General features: G+C 51.2%; 19 protein-coding genes and 3 pseudogenes. 12 read left to right on the top strand and 10 right to left on the bottom strand.

From position 1 onward, the window contains the following. The first annotated feature begins 47 nt into the window (after positions 1 to 47). The 7 genes and pseudogenes from ACGYLY_RS25705 (at position 48) to ACGYLY_RS25675 (ending at position 5,920) form a co-directional block, all read left to right on the top strand. Positions 48 to 467, top strand: coding sequence for a hypothetical protein (locus tag ACGYLY_RS25705; protein ID WP_395285605.1), 420 nt, complete (start codon positions 48 to 50; stop codon positions 465 to 467). Positions 468 to 587: 120 nt separating this feature from the next. Further along, positions 588 to 1,190, top strand: a complete 603-nt coding sequence (locus ACGYLY_RS25700) for a helix-turn-helix domain-containing protein (RefSeq protein WP_395285604.1) — start codon at positions 588 to 590, stop codon at positions 1,188 to 1,190. After that, positions 1,191 to 1,733 carry a hypothetical protein gene (locus ACGYLY_RS25695; RefSeq protein WP_395285681.1) on the top strand — a complete coding sequence of 181 codons (543 nt, stop codon included), beginning with the start codon at positions 1,191 to 1,193 and terminating at the stop codon, positions 1,731 to 1,733. After that, positions 1,627 to 1,878 carry a UPF0175 family protein gene (locus ACGYLY_RS25690; RefSeq protein ID WP_395285603.1) on the top strand — a complete coding sequence of 84 codons (252 nt, stop codon included), beginning with the start codon at positions 1,627 to 1,629 and terminating at the stop codon, positions 1,876 to 1,878. The genes ACGYLY_RS25695 and ACGYLY_RS25690 overlap by 107 nt, the downstream gene beginning before the upstream one ends. A gap of 656 nt (positions 1,879 to 2,534) precedes the next feature. Continuing rightward, positions 2,535 to 3,761: pseudogene (locus ACGYLY_RS25685) on the top strand (orc1/cdc6 family replication initiation protein). Positions 3,762 to 4,671: 910 nt separating this feature from the next. Then, positions 4,672 to 5,565: a ParA family protein gene (locus ACGYLY_RS25680; RefSeq protein WP_395291299.1), complete on the top strand. Its 894-nt coding sequence runs from the start codon at positions 4,672 to 4,674 to the stop codon at positions 5,563 to 5,565. Continuing rightward, positions 5,525 to 5,920, top strand: a complete 396-nt coding sequence (locus tag ACGYLY_RS25675; protein WP_395285601.1) for a hypothetical protein — start codon at positions 5,525 to 5,527, stop codon at positions 5,918 to 5,920. The genes ACGYLY_RS25680 and ACGYLY_RS25675 overlap by 41 nt, the downstream gene beginning before the upstream one ends. A 337-nt stretch (positions 5,921 to 6,257) precedes the next feature. Here the strand turns inward: ACGYLY_RS25675 and ACGYLY_RS25670 are convergent, their stop codons facing one another. After that, positions 6,258 to 6,677: a helix-turn-helix domain-containing protein gene (locus ACGYLY_RS25670; protein ID WP_395285600.1), complete on the bottom strand. Its 420-nt coding sequence runs from the start codon at positions 6,675 to 6,677 to the stop codon at positions 6,258 to 6,260. A gap of 133 nt (positions 6,678 to 6,810) precedes the next feature. On the opposite strand from ACGYLY_RS25670, the pseudogene ACGYLY_RS25665 reads away from it, so the two are divergent. The 3 genes and pseudogenes from ACGYLY_RS25665 to ACGYLY_RS25655 form a co-directional block, all read left to right on the top strand. Then, positions 6,811 to 7,128 (top strand): annotated as a pseudogene (locus tag ACGYLY_RS25665) (UbiA family prenyltransferase); the annotation flags it as partial. A 4-nt stretch (positions 7,129 to 7,132) separates the two neighbouring features. Further along, positions 7,133 to 7,348: pseudogene (locus tag ACGYLY_RS25660) on the top strand (transposase); the annotation flags it as partial. A gap of 925 nt (positions 7,349 to 8,273) precedes the next feature. Beyond that, entirely contained in the window at positions 8,274 to 9,047 is a 774-nt protein-coding gene (locus ACGYLY_RS25655; protein WP_395285599.1) for an IclR family transcriptional regulator, read from the top strand. Between the two features lie 120 nt (positions 9,048 to 9,167). On the opposite strand, the gene ACGYLY_RS25650 is transcribed toward ACGYLY_RS25655, so the two are convergent. The 8 genes from ACGYLY_RS25650 to ACGYLY_RS25615 form a co-directional block, all read right to left on the bottom strand. Further along, positions 9,168 to 9,980, bottom strand: a complete 813-nt coding sequence (locus ACGYLY_RS25650) for an ABC transporter permease (protein ID WP_395285598.1) — start codon at positions 9,978 to 9,980, stop codon at positions 9,168 to 9,170. Beyond that, on the bottom strand, positions 9,973 to 10,803 hold the full coding sequence (locus ACGYLY_RS25645; RefSeq protein ID WP_395285597.1) for an ABC transporter permease: 831 nt from the start codon (positions 10,801 to 10,803) through the stop codon (positions 9,973 to 9,975). The genes ACGYLY_RS25650 and ACGYLY_RS25645 overlap by 8 nt, the downstream gene beginning before the upstream one ends. 86 nt (positions 10,804 to 10,889) lie before the next feature. Next, positions 10,890 to 12,020, bottom strand: a complete 1,131-nt coding sequence (locus ACGYLY_RS25640) for an ABC transporter ATP-binding protein (RefSeq protein WP_395285596.1) — start codon at positions 12,018 to 12,020, stop codon at positions 10,890 to 10,892. Positions 12,021 to 12,215: 195 nt separating this feature from the next. Further along, on the bottom strand, positions 12,216 to 12,551 hold the full coding sequence (locus tag ACGYLY_RS25635; protein WP_395285595.1) for a hypothetical protein: 336 nt from the start codon (positions 12,549 to 12,551) through the stop codon (positions 12,216 to 12,218). A gap of 114 nt (positions 12,552 to 12,665) precedes the next feature. Beyond that, a complete protein-coding gene (locus tag ACGYLY_RS25630; protein WP_395285594.1) occupies positions 12,666 to 14,168 on the bottom strand; it encodes an aldehyde dehydrogenase family protein in 1,503 nt (500 codons plus the stop codon). 42 nt (positions 14,169 to 14,210) lie between these two features. Then, positions 14,211 to 15,383 (bottom strand): PotD/PotF family extracellular solute-binding protein, encoded by a 1,173-nt coding sequence (locus tag ACGYLY_RS25625; RefSeq protein WP_395285593.1) that lies wholly within the window; start codon positions 15,381 to 15,383, stop codon positions 14,211 to 14,213. A 279-nt stretch (positions 15,384 to 15,662) separates the two neighbouring features. After that, positions 15,663 to 16,025: a Rieske (2Fe-2S) protein gene (locus ACGYLY_RS25620; RefSeq protein WP_395285592.1), complete on the bottom strand. Its 363-nt coding sequence runs from the start codon at positions 16,023 to 16,025 to the stop codon at positions 15,663 to 15,665. A gap of 47 nt (positions 16,026 to 16,072) precedes the next feature. Beyond that, positions 16,073 to 17,149 (bottom strand): amidohydrolase family protein, encoded by a 1,077-nt coding sequence (locus ACGYLY_RS25615; RefSeq protein ID WP_395285591.1) that lies wholly within the window; start codon positions 17,147 to 17,149, stop codon positions 16,073 to 16,075. 587 nt (positions 17,150 to 17,736) lie between these two features. Here ACGYLY_RS25615 and ACGYLY_RS25610 point away from each other — a divergent pair. Beyond that, a complete protein-coding gene (locus ACGYLY_RS25610) occupies positions 17,737 to 17,892 on the top strand; it encodes a 4-hydroxythreonine-4-phosphate dehydrogenase PdxA (protein ID WP_395285590.1) in 156 nt (51 codons plus the stop codon). Positions 17,893 to 18,161: 269 nt separating this feature from the next. Continuing rightward, the gene (locus tag ACGYLY_RS25605; RefSeq protein ID WP_395285589.1) at positions 18,162 to 18,797 is read left to right on the top strand and encodes an IS6 family transposase; all 636 of its coding nucleotides are present in this window, start codon (positions 18,162 to 18,164) and stop codon (positions 18,795 to 18,797) included. Positions 18,798 to 18,971: 174 nt separating this feature from the next. Here the strand turns inward: ACGYLY_RS25605 and ACGYLY_RS25600 are convergent, their stop codons facing one another. Further along, on the bottom strand, positions 18,972 to 19,511 hold the full coding sequence (locus tag ACGYLY_RS25600; RefSeq protein ID WP_395285588.1) for a metal-dependent hydrolase: 540 nt from the start codon (positions 19,509 to 19,511) through the stop codon (positions 18,972 to 18,974). Positions 19,512 to 19,792 lie beyond the last annotated feature (281 nt).

The following is a 19,792-nucleotide window of genomic DNA, read 5'->3' as shown; positions in this document are numbered from 1 at the left end:
TCCAACAGGGCAAATACTCTTAGGTTAGCATAACATACTAACCGATAATGCCAAACAAAATCAAACGGTCCGGCGATGGCCTTGCTCTCCAGATCACAAAGCCTGCCCGAGCCGCTGGACTCGTTGAAGAGACTGACGACGAGCCCACCCGCTTTGCAGACATCCGAGTGTTTGCATTCGATGGTCTCCTTCTTGTCGTCGACGTCGACCGCATCACCGACCAAAACATCGTCGAACTCGCAACGTCAGCCGCACTCGACACCGTCTCGATCCACCGAGTTACAAACGCTTCACTCCAAATCGCAGGGAATGGGTATCAAGTCCAACTGCCCGGTGCTGCAGATGCAGGATTTCACGGTGGTGAGCGAGCGCCCTGTACACCAGCGTCAAATCTGCTCGTGATTGCAGCCGAAGGATCCGAACGAGTAGCAGCCGATATCGTGACGATCCGACGAGAACAAGTCTGAAATTGCCAAATTACTCGGTATGCTGGTCATCTCAACTCGAACAGTTCCCCGTACAAGCGTGAGCTAACCCACGTTTGGTGCTGCGACAGAACTATACGTTTTCCGCGGAAAGTGGAAAGTATGGCGGCAACCAAACGCGATACCCATCCGATCGACACGATGCTCGCGATTTCGGATGTGCTTACCCACCTGCGGCTTGCCCAACTCTACACACGTGTCCGAGAACGTGATACCGCAACGGTCGATGAACTTGCAGCGGGTCTCGACAGCTCCTCGACGACGATTTACGAAGATGTGAATCGGCTCACCGATATGGGTTTGCTCGAACGCGTGACTGAAACGCAGCCCCATCGCTATCGAGCGCCGCATCTCTCGATCACCGTGCAGGCTGATGAGGGCTCGTACGAGATCACCCCAACACTGATCGCCGCTCTTGCCCGCAGCACGGACAATCAAAATCTCGAACTCTACCGTGATCGGCATGGCACTGCAGGACTCGCAATTGCGACTGAGTATGCACGTGCGTACGTCAAAGGCAAGATGACGTCACGAATCATGGCTCGCGAGTTGGATCTCTCTGTACTCGAGGCTGAAACCATCCTCCAAGAACTTCGCGAGATCATTGTCGATGTAGAGCCGGACGCCCAGGACGATCTGGATCTCGATGCAATCGACGCAGAGGTGAATCTCGACGACGAAGATCTCCCAGAGCACTCCGAATAAATGCCTCTCTCAATTATTCCGGACACAGAGGCTCATATCGCCGATACAAATCTCTTCATCGCCTTCGGTCGTCCTGAGTCTGGCCGATTCGCGCTTTTAGAGCGTATTGCCCACGAACACGATATCGTGTTTACAATTCCACAACGAGTGTACGAAGAGTTGGGTGGTGGACCAGATGGATACACGACAGCAGATGAGCCGATCGATCTAGCACTGGATCGTGGTTGGGCAACCTTCGCGGATGAGATTGCGTATGCGAATCCAGTTGTGTCGAGTACAATGGATATCGTGCAGCGCTACATCGCTACTGCAACGGAACAGGACGCCGATACGGTGGAAAAGGCTGACTCTGCAATCGGCGGCGTCGCAGCACAACTCCTCGATCAAAACAGAGCGGAGTCGGTAACGGTCTACACCGCCGATAAAGCTGCTCGCCGTGGAATTGAAGTTGCACTCACAAAGCACGGGTACGGTGATCGAATCAAGACCGTCGATACATTCGCACTTCAGCGTGAAGCACGAGAGAAATACGAATCTCCATAACGAGTCGCCCACTGACCCACACACCCCACAAAATAAAGAATATCTCGCGACGACGATTGGGCTCTACGTCCTTGGTGAAATCTCACTCGGGAAGGCCGCAGAGCGCACTGGTGTGACTCGCTGGGAGATGGAAGAAATTCTCTAGGATACTGGCGTTGAGCCCCGCTTCGGCCCACAAACCAAAGACGATCTTGACGACGAAGTTGACGTCGCACTCGATATTGAATGAGCATCACCTCGACTTGCGATACCTAGTGAGGCCACACCACCTTTGCACGTGAACGAAAACAACGTTCCATGAGCAGAACACACCACTCTTGCATGTGAACATCGCCAAATGACCAGTTCAGACAGAGTACTGGAACCAGAGAGACACCACTCTTGCAAGTGAAGCTAGTCGCGGATAGGAGGAGGTGGTGAGAAATTCATCTAAACCACGGATCCAACTGAACGAGAGAACTAACTCGTTCAAATAACTAACAAAAGAAACAGTCGCACACCACTGCTGCAAGTGAACCCATGAATGACTGTCGGTACTGACCGAAGGAGACAAATTCACGGAGGCTACAACGGTTCCCGGAGATTCAGCATATAGACGCTGTATATCGCCTGATTTCACTTGAACGGGTGGTGTGTCGGACGTTATGTCAACGCTTTAGTTGTAATTGTGCACTGTTGTTCTCTTACTAGACTCTCTCTTTCTAGTTTCACTTGTAACAGTGGTGTGTGTCTGTGTTACTGTTCACTTGAATCAGTTGCAGCCATGGTTTTATATGGATGAGACATAAGTATTGAGACAGAATGCGGCGGTTCACCCGAAAACAAAATATTTTCACGAACAAGGACGCGCTCAACGAGTCCTATCAACCGGAGCGTATCCAAGAACGTGATGAAGAGATCGACGCGTACATGAACGCTCTTCAACCGGTCGTCGACGGATGGGAGCCAAACAATATTTTCGTATACGGGAATACAGGAGTCGGGAAAACTGCAGTTACCGATTTTCTCCTTGATAGACTCCGTGAAGACATCGAACAGTACGACGACATCGACCTCCATGTACTCTCGCTCAACTGTAAAACGCTCAACTCGTCCTATCAAGTTGCTATCGAACTGGTGAACGAGCTCCGACCTGAGGGTGCTGAAATCAGTTCAACGGGATATCCACAGTAAACTATCTTTAAAAAACTCTACACAGAACTCGACAAGCTTGGGGGAACTGTCCTCATCATCCTTGACGAGATTGACTCCATCGGTACTCGTGATGAGCTGCTCTATGAACTCCCTCGTGCGCGATCAAATGACAAGCTCACCGAGACGAAAGTCGGCCTGATCGGTGTGAGCAATGATTTCAAGTTTCGCGATCGACTCGATCCTCGTGTCCAAGACACGCTCTGTGAACGGGAACTTCATTTCCCACCGTATGACGCGCCTGAGCTCCAGAATATTCTCGAGTCTCGCGTCGATGTTGCGCTAGCAGAAGGATCTCTCGAAGATAGCGTCCCACGTCTCTGTGCTGCCCTCGCTGCCAAGGATAGTGGGAGTGCTCGTCAAGCACTTGACCTACTTCGACTTGCAGGTGAGTATGCTGAAAACAGAGACAACGACATCATTACAGAATCGCATGTCGAGGCAGCAAAAGAGATGCTCGAACAGGAGCGCGTTGAAGAAGGTATGCGAGAACTGACCGTCAATGGTCATTTCGCTCTTCTAGCAGTCGTCTCAATGGCTGCAAAAGGTGATACGCCATGTCGTACTCGACGTATCTATGAGGAGTATACCGACCTTTGTCAGTTTGCAGGCGTCGATCCGCTCGCTCAGCGGTCCGTACATAACCATCTATCCGATCTTCGAATGCTTGGTATTCTGACTGCCGAGGAGAATCGCAGTGGCTCCCGTGGAAATTATTATAGCTATGCACTAGATGTTCCCTTCTCTAGTGCGCTGTCAGCGCTTTCCGATGTACTATCTTTAGAAGATACGCTAACGAAGTTAGAAACGCGTGCACAGCAAAATGACGTTATGTAGTTCCGGTTTTCACTTGCAACAGTGGTGTCTGACGATGGTAGATTAGTAGCCTCAATCGGATCACATGAGGTCAAAGTAACCATTTGTCCCCCGAATCACTTGGCAGAACCACACCACTCTTGCATGTGAACAGCGATCAGTTTAGAGAAAGTACTGGAACCAGAGAGACAACACTGCTGCAAATGAAGCCAAGAACGAAGTCGGAAATTACCCCTCTCACACAGCGGCTTTCCTGAGTTATCCACACGAAGGAGAGGTATAGTAGCGGTTCATCAGTTATCACACACCACTTTTCCGGAGTTAACGAGAGAAATCGGTGACCTCTGTTTCACCTCAACATCACGGCACTACTACTATCTATTATAACGTTATGTGTTGTAGTAGTATATGCCGATATATTTTTATTACCTAATCAACACGCGTGGATACGTCTGACAGCAGTTTTCTTGAGTTAATAAACAACGAGTTGATCCTTATTTATATGTGACGAGGATAGGTATCTCTGTATTGATACCGGCTATGACGATAAACTCAGGAAAACCGCTGTAGTGGCCGTCACTGAAACTGAGAAACCAGAACCTGATAGTGATGTTCCGCGTCGATATCTTTGCCCTGAAGGACGTGAGAGGAACGAATTCTTTTCGTAATTCATTGGACGAGGTGGACCGCGGAAATGTAGTGTGGTGGATACAGCACGTCTAGTGTATTTGCCCAATTTGTCTCAAATCTCGAACTCACCCTTTAATCTCGATTACAGAATCTGAATACTATATACAAATACAGAATATGTATATTGTAATTCTAGCACTCTCTACCTGATAGACGAGGCTACTACGAGGATTTGCTATTCTCTTCTTCTCGTTGTCTGACGCACCTTTTTGTATCTTGTATATGTATACAGCAAATGCATATGGTCACTGTATCGAGTAACCGGATACTACGTGCTGCAACATACGTTGAAAAAGGCGGGGTTGGTAAAACAACCACGTCCGCACACGTAGCTGTTGCAGCTGAACGGGAGCATGACCTTAACGTGCTCCTCGTTGACTTAGCAGGGAAGCAAAACGACCTGTCCACTCACTTTGGGATGAACGATGAGGTCGATGATATCGATGCTCCTATCTCCGCTATTTTTGGCGAAGATTGGGAATTCATCCGCGACAATATCCCAGATGTCGTTGATCGCATGGTCTATGATACGGGAGAAGGTATTGACCTTATTCCCGCAGACCCTGGGCTCGGCGGTGCAGATAATAATCTCGCAAACGTTCCCGTTGAGGAGCGTTTTTCGAAGCTGAATGAGTTCATTACCGAAGACCTGAGCGATCGTTACGATTTCGTTTTGCTAGATTTGCCGGGCAAAGAGGACAACATTGCGTTGAACGGGTTGTTCGCCGCCAGAAACGTCATTGCGCCACTCAAACCTGGTGCGTTTGAGCGAAACCAGCTAGATAATCTTCGCGACGATCTCGATGACCTTCACAACGAACATCCAATCGATCCGCAGCTCGCGATGGTCATTCCGACGATGGTGAAGAGCTCGACGAACTTATCAAAGGAATTCGTTGCTGAACTCCAAGAGGCATATCCAGACCAGGCGGCCCCGGTTCCTGTCCCGAATTCACAGGATATCTCGAAGAAGCAAAACGAAGGCTGCACACTCTTTGCTGTCCCTGAAGATGAGCTGTACAATACAGGGCAGCGTGTGCTAAACGCGTACCGCGAGAACACCACCGAACTCCTCAACCGACTCACAGAGACCAATGAGCCAAGACAAAGCAGAAAAGCTCCTCCAGAGCAGTAAAAACCAGAAACGTTCAACGTCCGAACCGTCCCAGGCCGACGAGACTGTCGAACTAACGCAGACAGTTCAGGAAGCCTATGAAGCAATTGACAACGGTGACGCCAGTTCGAATATCACTGTTCGGGATACGAATCTCGCAGCACTGTTTCACGGACTCGAGAAGTCTGGAGAACTTGAAAATGTTGCAACAGATGCACGCAGGGCACTCAACCGAGAAAACGATTCCAATGTGAATCGAAGCCAAACGATTGGGGATCTCATTCGAGTAGGGTTGCAAGAGGTGGCTCCTGAGACGGTTGACCAAGCAGTAAAGGCGAAAAAAGAGTACCTCCTGTCTAAAGAAGACGAGTTCTGAGTTCGCTGTTTGTTTCCGCTTTCTGACTGTGGCTTCTGCATCGATATTTTGAATGTGTATTCTGAAAACGTATACTGAATACGTATGCTAGTTGCTGGTGCTGTCACAATCGGTATCCTAATATCGTGTAGTCAGAATCTGTCTTTTCTGGACTGAACCTTGTCTACATATGCTATATTCGAATACTGTATACATAAATTGTATCTGTCCGCTGGATACCCGTTTCTCTCGAGTAGCCGAACCGGTGATCCAACTAATTCAATTTTGAATCTGAAATTCTTTCTTTGCCTTTAAATACAGTATCTGTATGCTGTATGTGGATTCTGTATATGGTGGCTCATTCGAAAGACAGGCACGACAATTGGGCCATCGCTGTATCCGTCCAGCTGTTTAGTTCTTGGTCTAACCACTCTGTCGTTTGCGCAAGTGGCTGGGCGACATGAAGATACTTGACGCCCCCATTAGAGACGGTGCGAGGATACCGATTCACTAACTCTTCTTCATACAACGGCTTCAGTTGTTTCCCGATCGTACTCTGATCGCGGTCGAGAATTTCAGCGATTTCAGCGATCGTGCTATGTGGATAATCGAGAATGGTGAGGTATACACGAAATGCTGCTATATGGACTCCACAAACCGTGGCCATCGTCTCCGTGAGTTCCAACTCGGATTTTTCATCCAGTAGTTGTTCGAATCTCGCTACTCGTTCATCTGGGAGTACTGTCCCCTCTGCCAACTCATTGTCTTCTGTCTTCATACGTGAGAGGATTAGTGATAGCTAATAGGTCTTTCTCACACACCGACTAAACCGTGCTAAAACACCGTTCTATTCCGATTTTGACGATACATAATTCGTACTCTTTATTGGATGGCCACAACAAATCGCAGGTGTGTCCCATGCCGAACGCGTTCAAGGACTCTTCGAACTCACCCGGCCAGGGAATGCTATTGCAGCGGGAGTCTTAACGTTCATCGGTGCATTTGTGGCTGAAGGAACTGTTATCTTCAGCAATAGCGGTGCAGTTGGTGAAGCAATTATCACAACGATTCTTGCAACCGGTGCGGGAATGGCTATCAACGATTACTTCGACCGCGATATCGACCGCATCAACGATCCTGAGCGCCCAATCCCTCGTGGTGCGGTCGCCCCCAGAACCGTCCTTATCTTCAGTCTTATCCTGTTTGCTATTGCTGGAGCGCTTGCTCTGCTATATCGAGATTCTGATCTGTCGCCTCCCGATTGACCACCTCACGTTCGCCGTGCACGATACGTTAACGCCGTACTCGGGACCGTATCCGATGGCGTTACTGGCCCGAGCATTCCTTATCGAGGAGATTAACGGTTGGAATGAAACAACGCTCCACGATTACCTGCAAGCGAACCCGTTGCTCCGCCGTCGACTCGGATTTGACTCACTGCCAGCACAATACTACCTAGCCGACCTCAGGAGGGTACGGACTTCTGTACTTACCGATCTTGAGCTTCAAATCGAGACGCTCGAAGATGGATATCCAGAGTGGCACCCTGCACCGTACTCATTTCACGGAATGCTCAAACTCTTCGCTAATCTGGAAGTCACCGGAGACAGCTATCGAGCCCTCTCACGTCACCCTGAACTCGCAGACGTATTCGGTCTTGAACAAATTCCTGACGAATCTGTCATCTCTCGAACGTGGCGTAATCGCTTCGACGACGATATTCGAGGGTATATCACGGCCAGCGCACATCTCTTAGTCAGGGAAGTCCACAACGAGGACCTCGCTGTTCCAGAAGTACGACCACTGGAGGAAGTGAGAAGATCACCCGATAGCAATTCAGAAACATCTGAAGCTACCACCGAGTTCTCCGATGAAGAAATCTACCGGACAACCTGCCTCGCTCGTGAACATGGCTTCGGTCCGTTCGATTCTGGAAGAGCCCAGAACGCGACATACGATGGCGTCTCACCGAGAAAGGTAGTTGATGCGACACCGATGTGGTCTGTCTGAACCACGAAAAGCCCCAGAAATGCGCAAAAACAACCCACCCTCCGAAACTCTGGTCTTCACTCCTTGAACGTTTGATGTAGCAGTATGTGATTTATAGGACTCTGTATGTCCGTTATCGGGCTATAGGGGATTTGTATCGGCTGTTTACCCTGGAAGCGGTGGTGTCTAAGTCACTGCCGGTTAAATCCAAAGTAGACCACCCCCGGTACCCCGAATCGATCTGTGCAGAATTCGTGAGGGAAGCGATCCTCATGGATGGTGTGAAGGACGGCTAAACAGTTAGAGGATCCCGCTCCTTTCCCCGTGAATGAAAGCGACCCTAGCAGGCAAAACATTTTATACTACGGTTACGATGAAGCAAATTATGGTAATAGAGGCGAATAACCCTGTCAAAGCCCTCTATACGATGGAAGAGATAATTGAATCGCTCGAAGAACACAAAGCAGTTGGAGTCACAAAGCTCGCAGAAATCGTTGAACGACCACAAAGTGTAGTCCACAACCACCTTGCGACACTCCGGGAACTCGAGTACGTCGTCAAGGAGGGACCGAAGTACAAGCTCGGACTTAAATTCTTACAACGAGGGGAAATCGTTCGAAAGCGTTTGCTACTGTACGCGGAGGGAGCACCCGCTATCAGAAAACTGGCAAAGGAGACTGAGGAGTTGATAACGCTCATCGTGGAGGAGCATGGACGGGGTGTCTACCTTGATGTCGTTCAAGACAGTGTAGATATTCAATATCCTGCGATTCCGGGAACACGAATCAGGTTGCATTGTTCGGCCACCGGCAAAGCGATTATGGCGCACATGCCAGAAGATGAGGTCGACGAGATTATTAACCAGCATGGGTTGCCAGCCCAAACTGACCAAACCATCACGACGAGGGAAGATTTGTATGAGGAATTCGACGCAATTCGTGAGCGAGGGTACGCATACGACAGACAGGAGTTTCGCGAGGGCATGCGCTCAATCGGTGCACCAATTCTCGACGAGAGGAACAACATCCTCGGTGGACTGAGCATCGCCGGGCCGACACATCGATTCGCCGGCGATAGGTTCGAAACCGAGCTCCCGAAGAAACTCTTGCAGTCGGTGAACGTCGTCGAACTCAACTATAACGAGCCGGATATCCGGTGATATCATGTCGTACGAGTTCTATCCGCTATTCACTCGCTAACTTCCGTCCGTCGCGATGGGAGATCATCGGCCGACGCCCCAGCTGACAGAAACGAGGGGAAAAGATCCGGTCTGAAGGGATCAAAGCTGTTTAGCCAGTCGTTCCAAACCGATAGCGAGTGCAGCAGGCACTACCAAGAGGATAGCCACGACGATGAGTAACGTTGAAACCACGCTGATGGTCGGGTCTAGCTCATTTCTGAGGCCAATCCACGCTAGCACCGGGATGGTACGGGTATCCTGTCCTGATAGGAATAGCGCCATGACGAATTCCTGGAGGCTAATAATAAACGCGATGAGTGCCGATGCAAAGATCCCGTTTTTGATGTTCGGAAGGATGATTTCGCCGAACGACCGGATGGGACCGGCACCGAGGTCGTTGGCGGCGTCCCTCAATTGCCAGTCGAATTGGGAGAGCACCGCCTGCATAATGAAGAACACCAGCGGCGTCGCCCACAGCGAGTGTGCGATGATGATCGCAAAGTACGAGCGATGGAGACCGAATTCGCTGAGGTAGGTCAACAGAATGACCGCGATGACTACTGCTGGCAAGAGCAGTGGGAGTAAGGCGATAGGGATAAAGTACCGCAACGACTTCGATTTGACCCCTTTCAGCCCAAATGCGGCAGTTACGCCCAAGAATGTCGACAGTACTGCCGTTCCCGAAGACGTAATCACGCTGTTCACGACGGCTCCTTTCCACGACGGATCCGAGAGAAACTGATCGTACCATGCCAACGAGAGTCCACGCGGCGGGAAGACTAACTGTCCTGTCGAGCCGAACGAGGTGCCGATAACCACCAGTAATGGTAGCACCATGAGAAACGCCAGCAGTCCGTATGCAGCACGGAAGGCGAATAGTTCCAGACGTTCGCGTACATATGCATTAAACATACATCTCGTCACCTCCCCAGTGACTGAGGGCAGTGAACATGAGTATAACTGATATTAGAACGAAAACGAGTAGAATTATCGATAGTGCACCTGCAACTGGATAGTTGAACTGCTGGAGCATCAACCGTTCAACTTCGATGGCAAACGTCGTCTCGCTGGCCGACCCCAGGAGCGCAGGCGAAGCGTACGCACCAACTCCCCAGGCAAAGGTTACAACGGTAGCCACAGAAATACCCGGCAGCGTCTGAGGCAGTACTACCTCGAAGAATGAGCGTGGTCGGCTTGCCCCAAGGTCGCGGGCCGCCTGAACCGTCTGCCACTCAATGGTCGACATGACACTGTAGATGGCCAATGTAGCGTACGGCAACGCAGTGTACACTTGACCGATGACCGTTCCCAAGAAATTGTTCATGAGTATCATCGTTTGCTCGATGACGCCGATCCGTACCAGAATGTTGTTGAACGGTCCAATAGGGGACAACAACAGTAACCACGCGTAGAGCTTCACCACCAGCGTTGTCAACAACGGAAGGATGACCGTGAACAATAGCACCGTCTTCAACATCCCATCAGCTCTCCAGACGGCATAGGATAGCACTATCGCAAGCGTGAGCGTAATGATGGTCACGACGACGGTAAACTTCATTGTGAATACTAACAGTCCGATAGTGAGATCCGAGGTGAGTACTTGAACGTAGCTACGTATAGACCACGTTCCCGCAGCATATGCACCGGCACCGGTAGGAGCGTAAAGACTGATACGAAAAAGGTAAAGCAACGGTACAATAAAGAAAATGACCTCGAATACGATGAGTGGAACCATCAGTAGCTTCGCCCGCGTGGAGCCACGTTGGAGCCAGTTCCCGAGTCGATTGAGGACCGACCCCTGTTGGAGTTCTACGCTCATTCTTAATTCTCTACGGTGGTGAATTGGGTTTCCTCATTGTCGAACGCAACCAACCGTTCGGGATCCCACTGGATAACGATGTCTTGCTGTTCTTCGATTTCCCTGTCCGGATCGTACTGTTGTTCGACGAATATCGTTCGCGAACCGGTGTCGATGTACAGGCGCGTCATTGATCCACGATAGATTACGTTGTCGACCTGTCCACTTGCTGTACACCGTGTATCACCGCCGTCGGCTTTGATATCTTGAATTTCGGATTGCCGGAGTTGCATGTTTTCCGGTCGTAAGGAGATGGACACCGATTCTCCCTCGTCCGGTGCTGCCTGTCGGTTCGTAACGGGAATATCCACGTGGCATCCGAGATCCGTCTTGGCGACGATCTCGTCCGAGGCCGTCTCGACCACTGTTCCTTCGAGGAAGTTCGTATCGCCGAGAAATTCCTCGACGAACTGATTCTTGGGGTTATTATACACATCCGGTGGTGCCCCTACCTGAATGAGTTTCCCGTCGTTCATAATGCAGATACGGTCGGCTAGCGTGAATGCCTCACTCTGGTCGTGAGTGACGTGAACCATCGTCTGATCCAATTCCTCGTGAATGTCTTTGAGCTCGAGTTGCATCTCCTCTTTTAGCCGCTTGTCCAGATTTGACAATGGTTCGTCGAGTAGCAGTGCGTGAGGTTCGACGATGAGCGAACGCGCCAGTGCAACCCGTTGTTGTTGGCCGCCACTGAGTTCCTTCGGTTTCTTGTTCTCGTGCCGGCCAAGTTGAACCATTTCGAGCGTCTCTCGAGCACGCTCTTTCCGCTTCGTTCTGTCGATGCCATCCATTTTCAGCCCAAATGCCACGTTTTCTAGTATCGTCTTGTGGGGAAACAACGCCCAATCCTGAAAGACGATGGAACAGTCGCGTTCGTAGGGTGGCTGTCGTGTGACCTCTTGGCCTGCGATGTGAACCTTGCCCTCTGTCGGTCGTTCGAGACCACCGATCATTCGCATTGTCGTCGATTTGCCACATCCGCTCGGGCCGAGCACACACAGCAACTCCCCTTCTTTCACCTCAAGGGACAAATCGTCGACGGCATCGAAATCCCCGTACCGTTTCGTCACGTCTTCGAGTTTAATTGCACTCATGGAGAATCACCAACCCAACGCGAACGGTGCGTCGGTGCGGTCGGACAGGTCTGTAAGTGTGTAAATTCCACTCATAGAACGATATGATCCATCTAACATTATATAAATTTCCATAATATGGATTATAGATGTTCAGGGATATATACCGAACTCCATGGACTTCGAACCAAAATAGAATTTCTGGTTCGAGCTGCACTACTCGAGTGCGGATTCGACGAGGTCAGTAAATGCTGTCGATGAAAGCTGATAGATCGTATTCCCGGCGTTCGTCCGCCGACGGGCAGTCGACGCAACGCACCTCCCATCGACATGGATTTCCCAATGAGCCCGGTAGCGGGGCTGGTTTGATCGGAACGTGATGGAGCAGCTGTACTTCTCCTCCAACCGCGATACGATGGTATGTGTAAAAATGTCGTCGGAGAACTTGGGCGGTTCGTAATCCGGCAGTCCCATCTCTTCACGGAGACGCTCGTTTTTCTTCCACCACTCCGGTCGCTCGGTCGACTGGGATTCGGTCTCTTCAGATACCACGCTCAAAATATTGGTTTTATCGTACTTATTCGTGACGCTGTGTCCTTCAGAACGGAAACTTCGGAGCGGCTATCAAACCTCAAATCCGCACCGTATTCACGGCGGTGGCTACGGTCAGCACGTCGGGTTCTCGAGATTCATATAGACGCTTTTGGTTTGCAGATAATGGTCGAGGGACTCTTCACCCAGGTCCTTCCCGATTCCCGATTCCTTGAAGCCACCGTAGGGTGCCTCGGGGAGAATAGGGCCATAGTCGTTGACGTAGACTATTCCGGCCTCGAGATCCGCGGCTGCCTGGTGGGCGAGCGAGGTGTCTTTGGTTCCAATACCGGCCGACAGACCGAATCTAGTATCGTTTGCTATGTCGATGCCCTCGTCATAACTGTCGAACGTCTGCACCGTCTGGACTGGACCAAATATCTCCTCCCGAGCGATACGCGAATCGTTTTCGACGTCGGTGAACACCGTCGGTTCGACGTACCATCCGCGTTCCAGTGATCCACTTGGCGTCCCACCGCCATAAACGAGGTTTGACCCCGCTTCCTTTCCGAGGGAGATGTATTCCCGAACGGACTCGTACTGGTCGGCAGTGGTCAACGGTCCCATCGTCGTGCCTTCCTCAAGCGGGTCCCCACACGTGTACGACTCGGCGGCCGCGAGAAACGCGTCGAGAAACTCCTCGTATATGTCCGTGTGGACGATTGCCCGTGAGAATGCATCGCAAATCTCCCCCGAACTGTAGTAGATTCCGTCGGCAACTGCCTGTCCGACTTTCGACAGGTTGGCGTCGGGAAAGACCAAGAATGGAGATTTGCTACCGAGTTCCAGGGTTACCGGTGCGATGTGACTCGCAGCACCCTGCATGACACGTTCGCCGACCCTCCGACTACCGGTGAACGACACCTTCTGGACGCCTTCGTGGCCAGTTAGCGCATTCCCTACATCGCTTCCCGTTCCGGGAACGACGTTGACAACTCCATCTGGAAAAATGCCCGCCGACAGTTGCGCGGCGCGAATCGCTGTCAACGGTGCATCCTGTGCTGGCTTCAGCACTGATGTATTACCAGCGGCGAGCGCAGGACCGAGTTTCCAGGTCAACGACCAGATGGGGAAATTCCATGGGATTATCTGTCCGACCACGCCGAACGGTTCTTTGCGAGTGTAGGCATGGAGACCGTTACCGGCGGCGATTTGATCACCGCCAATGGTTCGACAGAGCGAAGCATAGTAGTCCAAGGTGTCGAATGCACCTTGGACTTCCCCGCGAGCCTGTTCGATGGGTTTGCCGGTGTCGAGACACTCTAGTCGGGTCAGTTCATCTTTGTGGTCCCGTAGCTTGTCAACCCACTCACGAAGCATCGACGCCCTCTCGGCGGGCGAAGTTGCCCCCCACTCACGGTCGTAGGCGTTCCAGGCCGCCTGAACCGCCGCGTCGACATCGTCACCGTCACAGGCAGGAATCGCCGTAATGGGACGAGTCACTGCCGGGTCGATGGTCTCGATAGTTTCGCCCTTATCGGGACGATATCGCTCTCCGTCTATCCACGGAGTGAACGTCGTATCGGTCGTTACATCGGTAATCGCGTCTTCGTGTGCGGTTAGGATCGAATTTTCCATGAATTCATTGATGTGCGAGGGAATTTGTCGATTGGGGCGGTACTACGATGACCGTTTGAGCTTTTCGAATTTTTCACTAAACTCACTGGAGTACTCCGAGAGATAGTTATAATCCGGGAAGTGGAAGTTTTTATACTCTCGATTGTTCGTTGGGAAGCCAGCCTCCTGTGCGACCTCGGAGTGCTCTGCGTTCTTGTTTGCCAATAGCTGATGGCTCGTCTCACCCCACTTGTTCTGAACGTCCTTCCTGAGCATGAAGTTGAGAAAGTGTTCTGCCATCTCGCGTTTGCCCGTGCCACGGACGACGCCGTAATGGTCGTAGTATCCCGTGGTTGCCTCCGGCAGCGTAACCGAGATCCAGTCGTTTTCGGTCTTCCGTCCCATCGAGACGCCAAAATACGATTGGGCAGCGTTGGCGATGCGTAGTTGCATCTGCTGCCATCGTTCGGCACCCGTGCTGTAGAACGAGGTTGCGTTGAAATCTCTGACCTTTTTGAATGGTACGTTGTGGTACTGTCTATTGTATATTTCTTTGACTCCTGACATCTGGTCGGCGACGATAGCACCGATGAGTATCGTGTACGCATAAAATCCGCCGTCCATCGTCAAGCGCGTGTTATTGTCGATGAGGGTTTGCCAATCGGTAATGTCGTAGTTGATCTTCCGGTTGTTATACATCACACCGACGGGTGCACCGTCGAACGGGACTGCGTACTCCGTCGACCGAAGGTCCTTGACGTAGGGGTACACCGCTTTCAGATTTGGCACGTTTTTCCTTCGAATGGTAAGGAAGAGGTCCTCTGCTCGCGCCTGCTTATACATCTGACCTTCCGTGACCGCGATGTCGTACGGCGGATCATCTTCGGGAGCGCTTTTGATTTTCGAGATGATCGCACTCCAACCGGGTACGAGCGTAACCGTCGCGCCCGTTTCCTCCTCGTACATTCGCTTGATCGTGTTCTTGAAATAGGTGTGGTATTGACCACTCCAGACGGCTACCGTGAGTGACTTGCCGGTTTTTTTCGCGGACGTACCGCCGCTACCATCCTCTCCATCGCTATTCGATTCGCCCGAACAGCCAGCGAGCACCGAAGCCGACGCTCCTGCCATCGAAAGCAGGAACGTCCGCCGATTCTTTCCGTCGTGGTTCGTATCGTTGGAGTCCGGGAGCGCCGTCTCGTCGTCGGACTCACTCTGTGAGGCGTGCCTACTCATACCATTACTACATATGAATTAATAATCTAATATAAGTCTTTTGCGCCATCAGATACAACTAAGCGTTTCGCAGTCTGTCACAAATCTCAGCTATCCTCCCGTTTCGTCAGTATGTCGCTCAAGGTACGGTATCGGCGGCGTTCATATCATAGTAATCATAAGGCTTGTTTCCCCGTAGTGCGACGCATACCGGGATATCTCAGAATGTAAACTGACATACGATAGGAGGATGGTATTCGTTCGACGGTGGATGGCTACTATCTATTTCGGCATCGTCCGTCAAATGCTCACGATGATGTCCTCACCGTCGACTCGAACTGGATGAGAGGGAAGTCGCGCCTTCGAAGTCAGTGATTCACCGTTCGTGACGTCGTATTCCCACCCGTGCCACGGACAGCTCAGTATCTCGTCCTCGCTACACCACTCCATGCACACTTCGAGATTTTCCTGGTCGTATTCGGCGGCCCACGTTCCGGTCAAGGTACCTTCACAGACGGGTCCAGCTTGGTGGACGCACCAGTTCGTGTATGCCTTGTACTCACCGTCGACATTGAAGACTGCGATTTCGCGTCCCTCGATTTCGGCCAGTATTCGTTCACCTTCGTTCAGTTCGTCCGTTCGTCCGATTACATGGTCTTTCATGGTTCACTCCGATTTTACAACGTCCTCACGTCGGTCAGTCGTCTCTTTCATAAATCGAGGTGGAAGGCCTCGACGGAGGTATCGCGCAATACTTTTCGACGTTCTTCCTTAGTGAAATAATGTTGTAAGTACTTGTCGAGTTCTTCGAGTGCATCGAAATCCCAGTGCGGGTAGTCTGTAGCGAACATGATATTGTCCGGCCCCATGATTTCGAGCATCTTCCGCATATCTTCGGAGTCGTTCGGCTCACCGAGGGGTTGATTGGCGAGGTAGACTGACTCCCGGATGTACTCCTCGGGTGTTTGCTGGAGCAGCGGCACCTCGCTTCGGCGCATATGATATATTTTATTCATCCTGTGCATCATGTATGGGATCCAGCCATAGCCAGCTTCGAGAAAGATCCAATTGAGACCCGGGAATTTCTCCGGCGCCCCTTCAGCGATGATACTCGTTAGCGTCATCATTTGCTGCCAAGTATGGGCGACACTATGAACTTCAAAGAACTTATTGAAACCCCGGTTCTGCATCGGGAAGTCGAACATGAACTCCTCGGCATTTCCGTGAAACACGATTGGAAGGTCATTGTCCTCAGCAGCTCGATAGATGGGATCGTATTTCGGATCCCCCAAGGGAGGATGCTCACCACTCGACCCAATATACACGCCAACGACTTGCTCTTCTTGACCCATCTCGTCGATCTCCTCTGCCGCTTCATGAGGCTTCTGGGTCGCGACGGCAGCTAACCCCAGAAAATCGTGATCGTCTAAATACTTGTCCAGTAGAAGCCGATTGTACGCCCGCATAAGCTCCATTGCCAGATCTGGCTGAGAGAACTTCCCGAGCGGCTCAAATGTGTTGATGATCGGATAATCGATCTCGAATTCCTGCTGAAATTGGACGATATCTTCTGCTTCAGTAAATTCCGAGAAGTTATCCTTGATCTTGCCGCCCATCCGTTGATCCCAGCTACTTGATGGGAAAATAGGGTGTGGGGAGTCAGTGATACTGGAGGCATATGGTTCGTCCATGTATTGTGCAACCTCCTCTTCGGGCACTGTCATATGGACATCGGTATCTACTACAGTTGTCTCTGCCAAGGTCGAATTGGGGGCTTTCTGTGCCATACACTCTCCCAGTTCTGGATCGTTCATAATAAATCTTCTTCGTATATGTCTACACTCACATCTTCTATCTCCTAAATCCGATTCTTTCTGACGGAATTCGAAATTTCACCCCTTGTACAAGCCAGAATCGCTGCTTTAAGAGGAGACATCGAAAACAGTATAAAGAATTTGGCTGTATTACCCGTCATGGGATTCATGATTACGAAATAATATTGTAATCGGGTAATTGCCGAGATAGGGTTTGAAAAGCAGATATTGGTGTTTTGAACCCTGTTTCATCTTGCCTCAGTCAACGAGAAGCTGAAATCAGCCGTATGACTGCTTCTCTATGGTTTTTCGCAATCCCATCTTTCTGTCTCCCAATTCCATAATTCAGAATTTGTTCCATGATTGCTTCATGAACCATTACACCCATAGTCTTGTAACACCAATTGGGAATTGGAGAAGTAACTCGTGTGAAAATCCTGTTGCTTCCAATCATGTAGTTCTTACAAAAAGTGGTCTAGCGACGGTGGGCTGTTGGGTGATGAAGACGAATCGGAGATCGAACCGGCTGTCGAACGTGTTTGTAAGGAAAGGTATACACGATGGGTCCAGAGTCACCTGGTACAGTATTTGTTCGAGCAGTCCGCGAGGAGTTTGAATGCGTGGTCTCTATGTACAATGACGGAGGCCACATCGCTATCAAGATGCTCGAATTTGCCGGTGATAACGCGGTCTCCGGGGTAATTGTAACGATTTGACTGCCAATATTACAGACAAGCGTTGATAATAGGACCGCCTTCGACATCGCCAGCGTTGGTGTCGCTTCTGACTGGTGTCTAATCGACGCTGCCGAAGTAGCCGACGAGATGGCGAGACACAAAGAAAATCAAGAAATAGTGAGATCTCTCACTATTCGCCACTATCGCAGCGTCCGGTTTGGAACCTGGATCGATGACGGAAATTCAGACAAATTAGATCAAAAGGCACTGTCTAGATAAGGACGAGCAGGTTGAAGAGCTAGTGATTCATGCTACTCTCAAACTTGCTCAAAAAGAGTTTAGAGACGGCTACGCTTGAATGTTGGGAGCGTGAGCGGGCGGCGACGCCCGTCAGGGCATTCGCCGTCCGGTTTCACGCGACCGGGTGTTCGCTCAGGGAAACAAAAGCGATTCTTGCGGTCCTCGGCGTAAAACGTTCGCATCAAGCGATTTTTCAATGGGTTCGTCGGGTATCTGACAGCGTCTCCGACCCGCCGTCGGCGACGCCGACGCGGGTCGCGGTTGACGAAACCGCTGTCAAAATCAACGGCGAGTGGTCTTGGGTGTACGCTGCAATAGACACAGAAACAAAGTTACTGCTTGATGTCAAAGTATTTGATCGGCATGGGACCGATCAAGCGGCTACGTTTCTCGTTGATGGCTACGGCTATCGGACTGCCACCTTTCGAATTGGGTTGAGCGGTCGGCTCGACTACACAGAGCGAAACCTGATCGAAAAGTGGTTTCACACGCTCAAGCAGCGGATCGACCGCTTCCATACGTCGTGGGTGGGCAGTCGGTCCAGCGTCCAGCAGTGGCTTGAACAGTTTGTGCATTACTATAACCATCAGCGACCGCTTCAATCGCTCAACAACCGAACACCTGTCGAAGAGGAACTAAACTAGACAGTGCCCTCTGATCCATGTCCTCATAGATATGTGGATTTCTTCATATGTCGTTCGATTAGCCCTGAGACGTCTTTCTCTGCCTCAGATGACTGTTCCCCATTGAGCAATACAAATATTGCTCTCTGGAGATCTTTCTATGAATCCAACAATGAAGTAATTTCATGCGACTGCTTACTGGTTCGACTGCAGCAAAACGACGAGAGACCGAGGTATACCGGGGAGTCCGTCGATCACCCAGAGCAGTATCGTTACCACGGCAAACAGAAGTACCGGGGCGGAGAACCCACTCGAAGACAGCTCTCCGAAATGCGCGGCAAAACTCGGTTCGGCGTCCGCGCGGACCGGGAGTGCAGGCCAGAGCAAGAACGAGAGGTACGCATACTCTCCGGCTAGCGCCGGGGAAAGTGCGTCGCCGACGAGATGCGAGAAGTACCCCACGCCGAACGCGAGCGCACCCTCGCGACCGGTTCGCCGACAGTACATCGCGACCAGTCCAACAACGAGTGTCGCAGTAAGCACCGAGTGGGCTAGCGAACGACCGCTTGGGAGAACAGACACCGTCCAGGCGAGTGGCTTGTCCACCACGTCGGGTAGTTGTGTCGCGATTACAAGGACGACGGTCTCCCTTCCTGTCGGCGGGCGCCCGCGCAACCGATGGACGACGGGAGAATACACAAGATATCCGAACCCGACATGCTCCCAGGGCCACATGCGAGTCTAAGACGTGCAGCGAGATCTTAATTTGATCGGCCGCATCGTATTAAAAACTCCCGCCTTCGAATACCACGACGTCGATGGAACTGTTACCGACGTAGACCACCTGAGACGTCATCAGAACCGCCGGTTGGCATCGTTCTGGAATTCGATGGCTTCCAGTCCGTGGGAATTTAGGATGGGCAGCCGGTAACCCGTCGCCCCGTCCAGAAGATCCGTAATCCAACTCTCGACGTGGCACCGCTGAATGTGAGATTCCCACCGGTAGAGACGTTCCA

The organism is Haladaptatus sp. CMAA 1909 (assembly GCF_043952005.1).
Taxonomy (GTDB): Archaea; Halobacteriota; Halobacteria; order Halobacteriales; family Haladaptataceae; genus Haladaptatus.
This window is presented reverse-complemented; position numbering and strand designations above follow the sequence as displayed.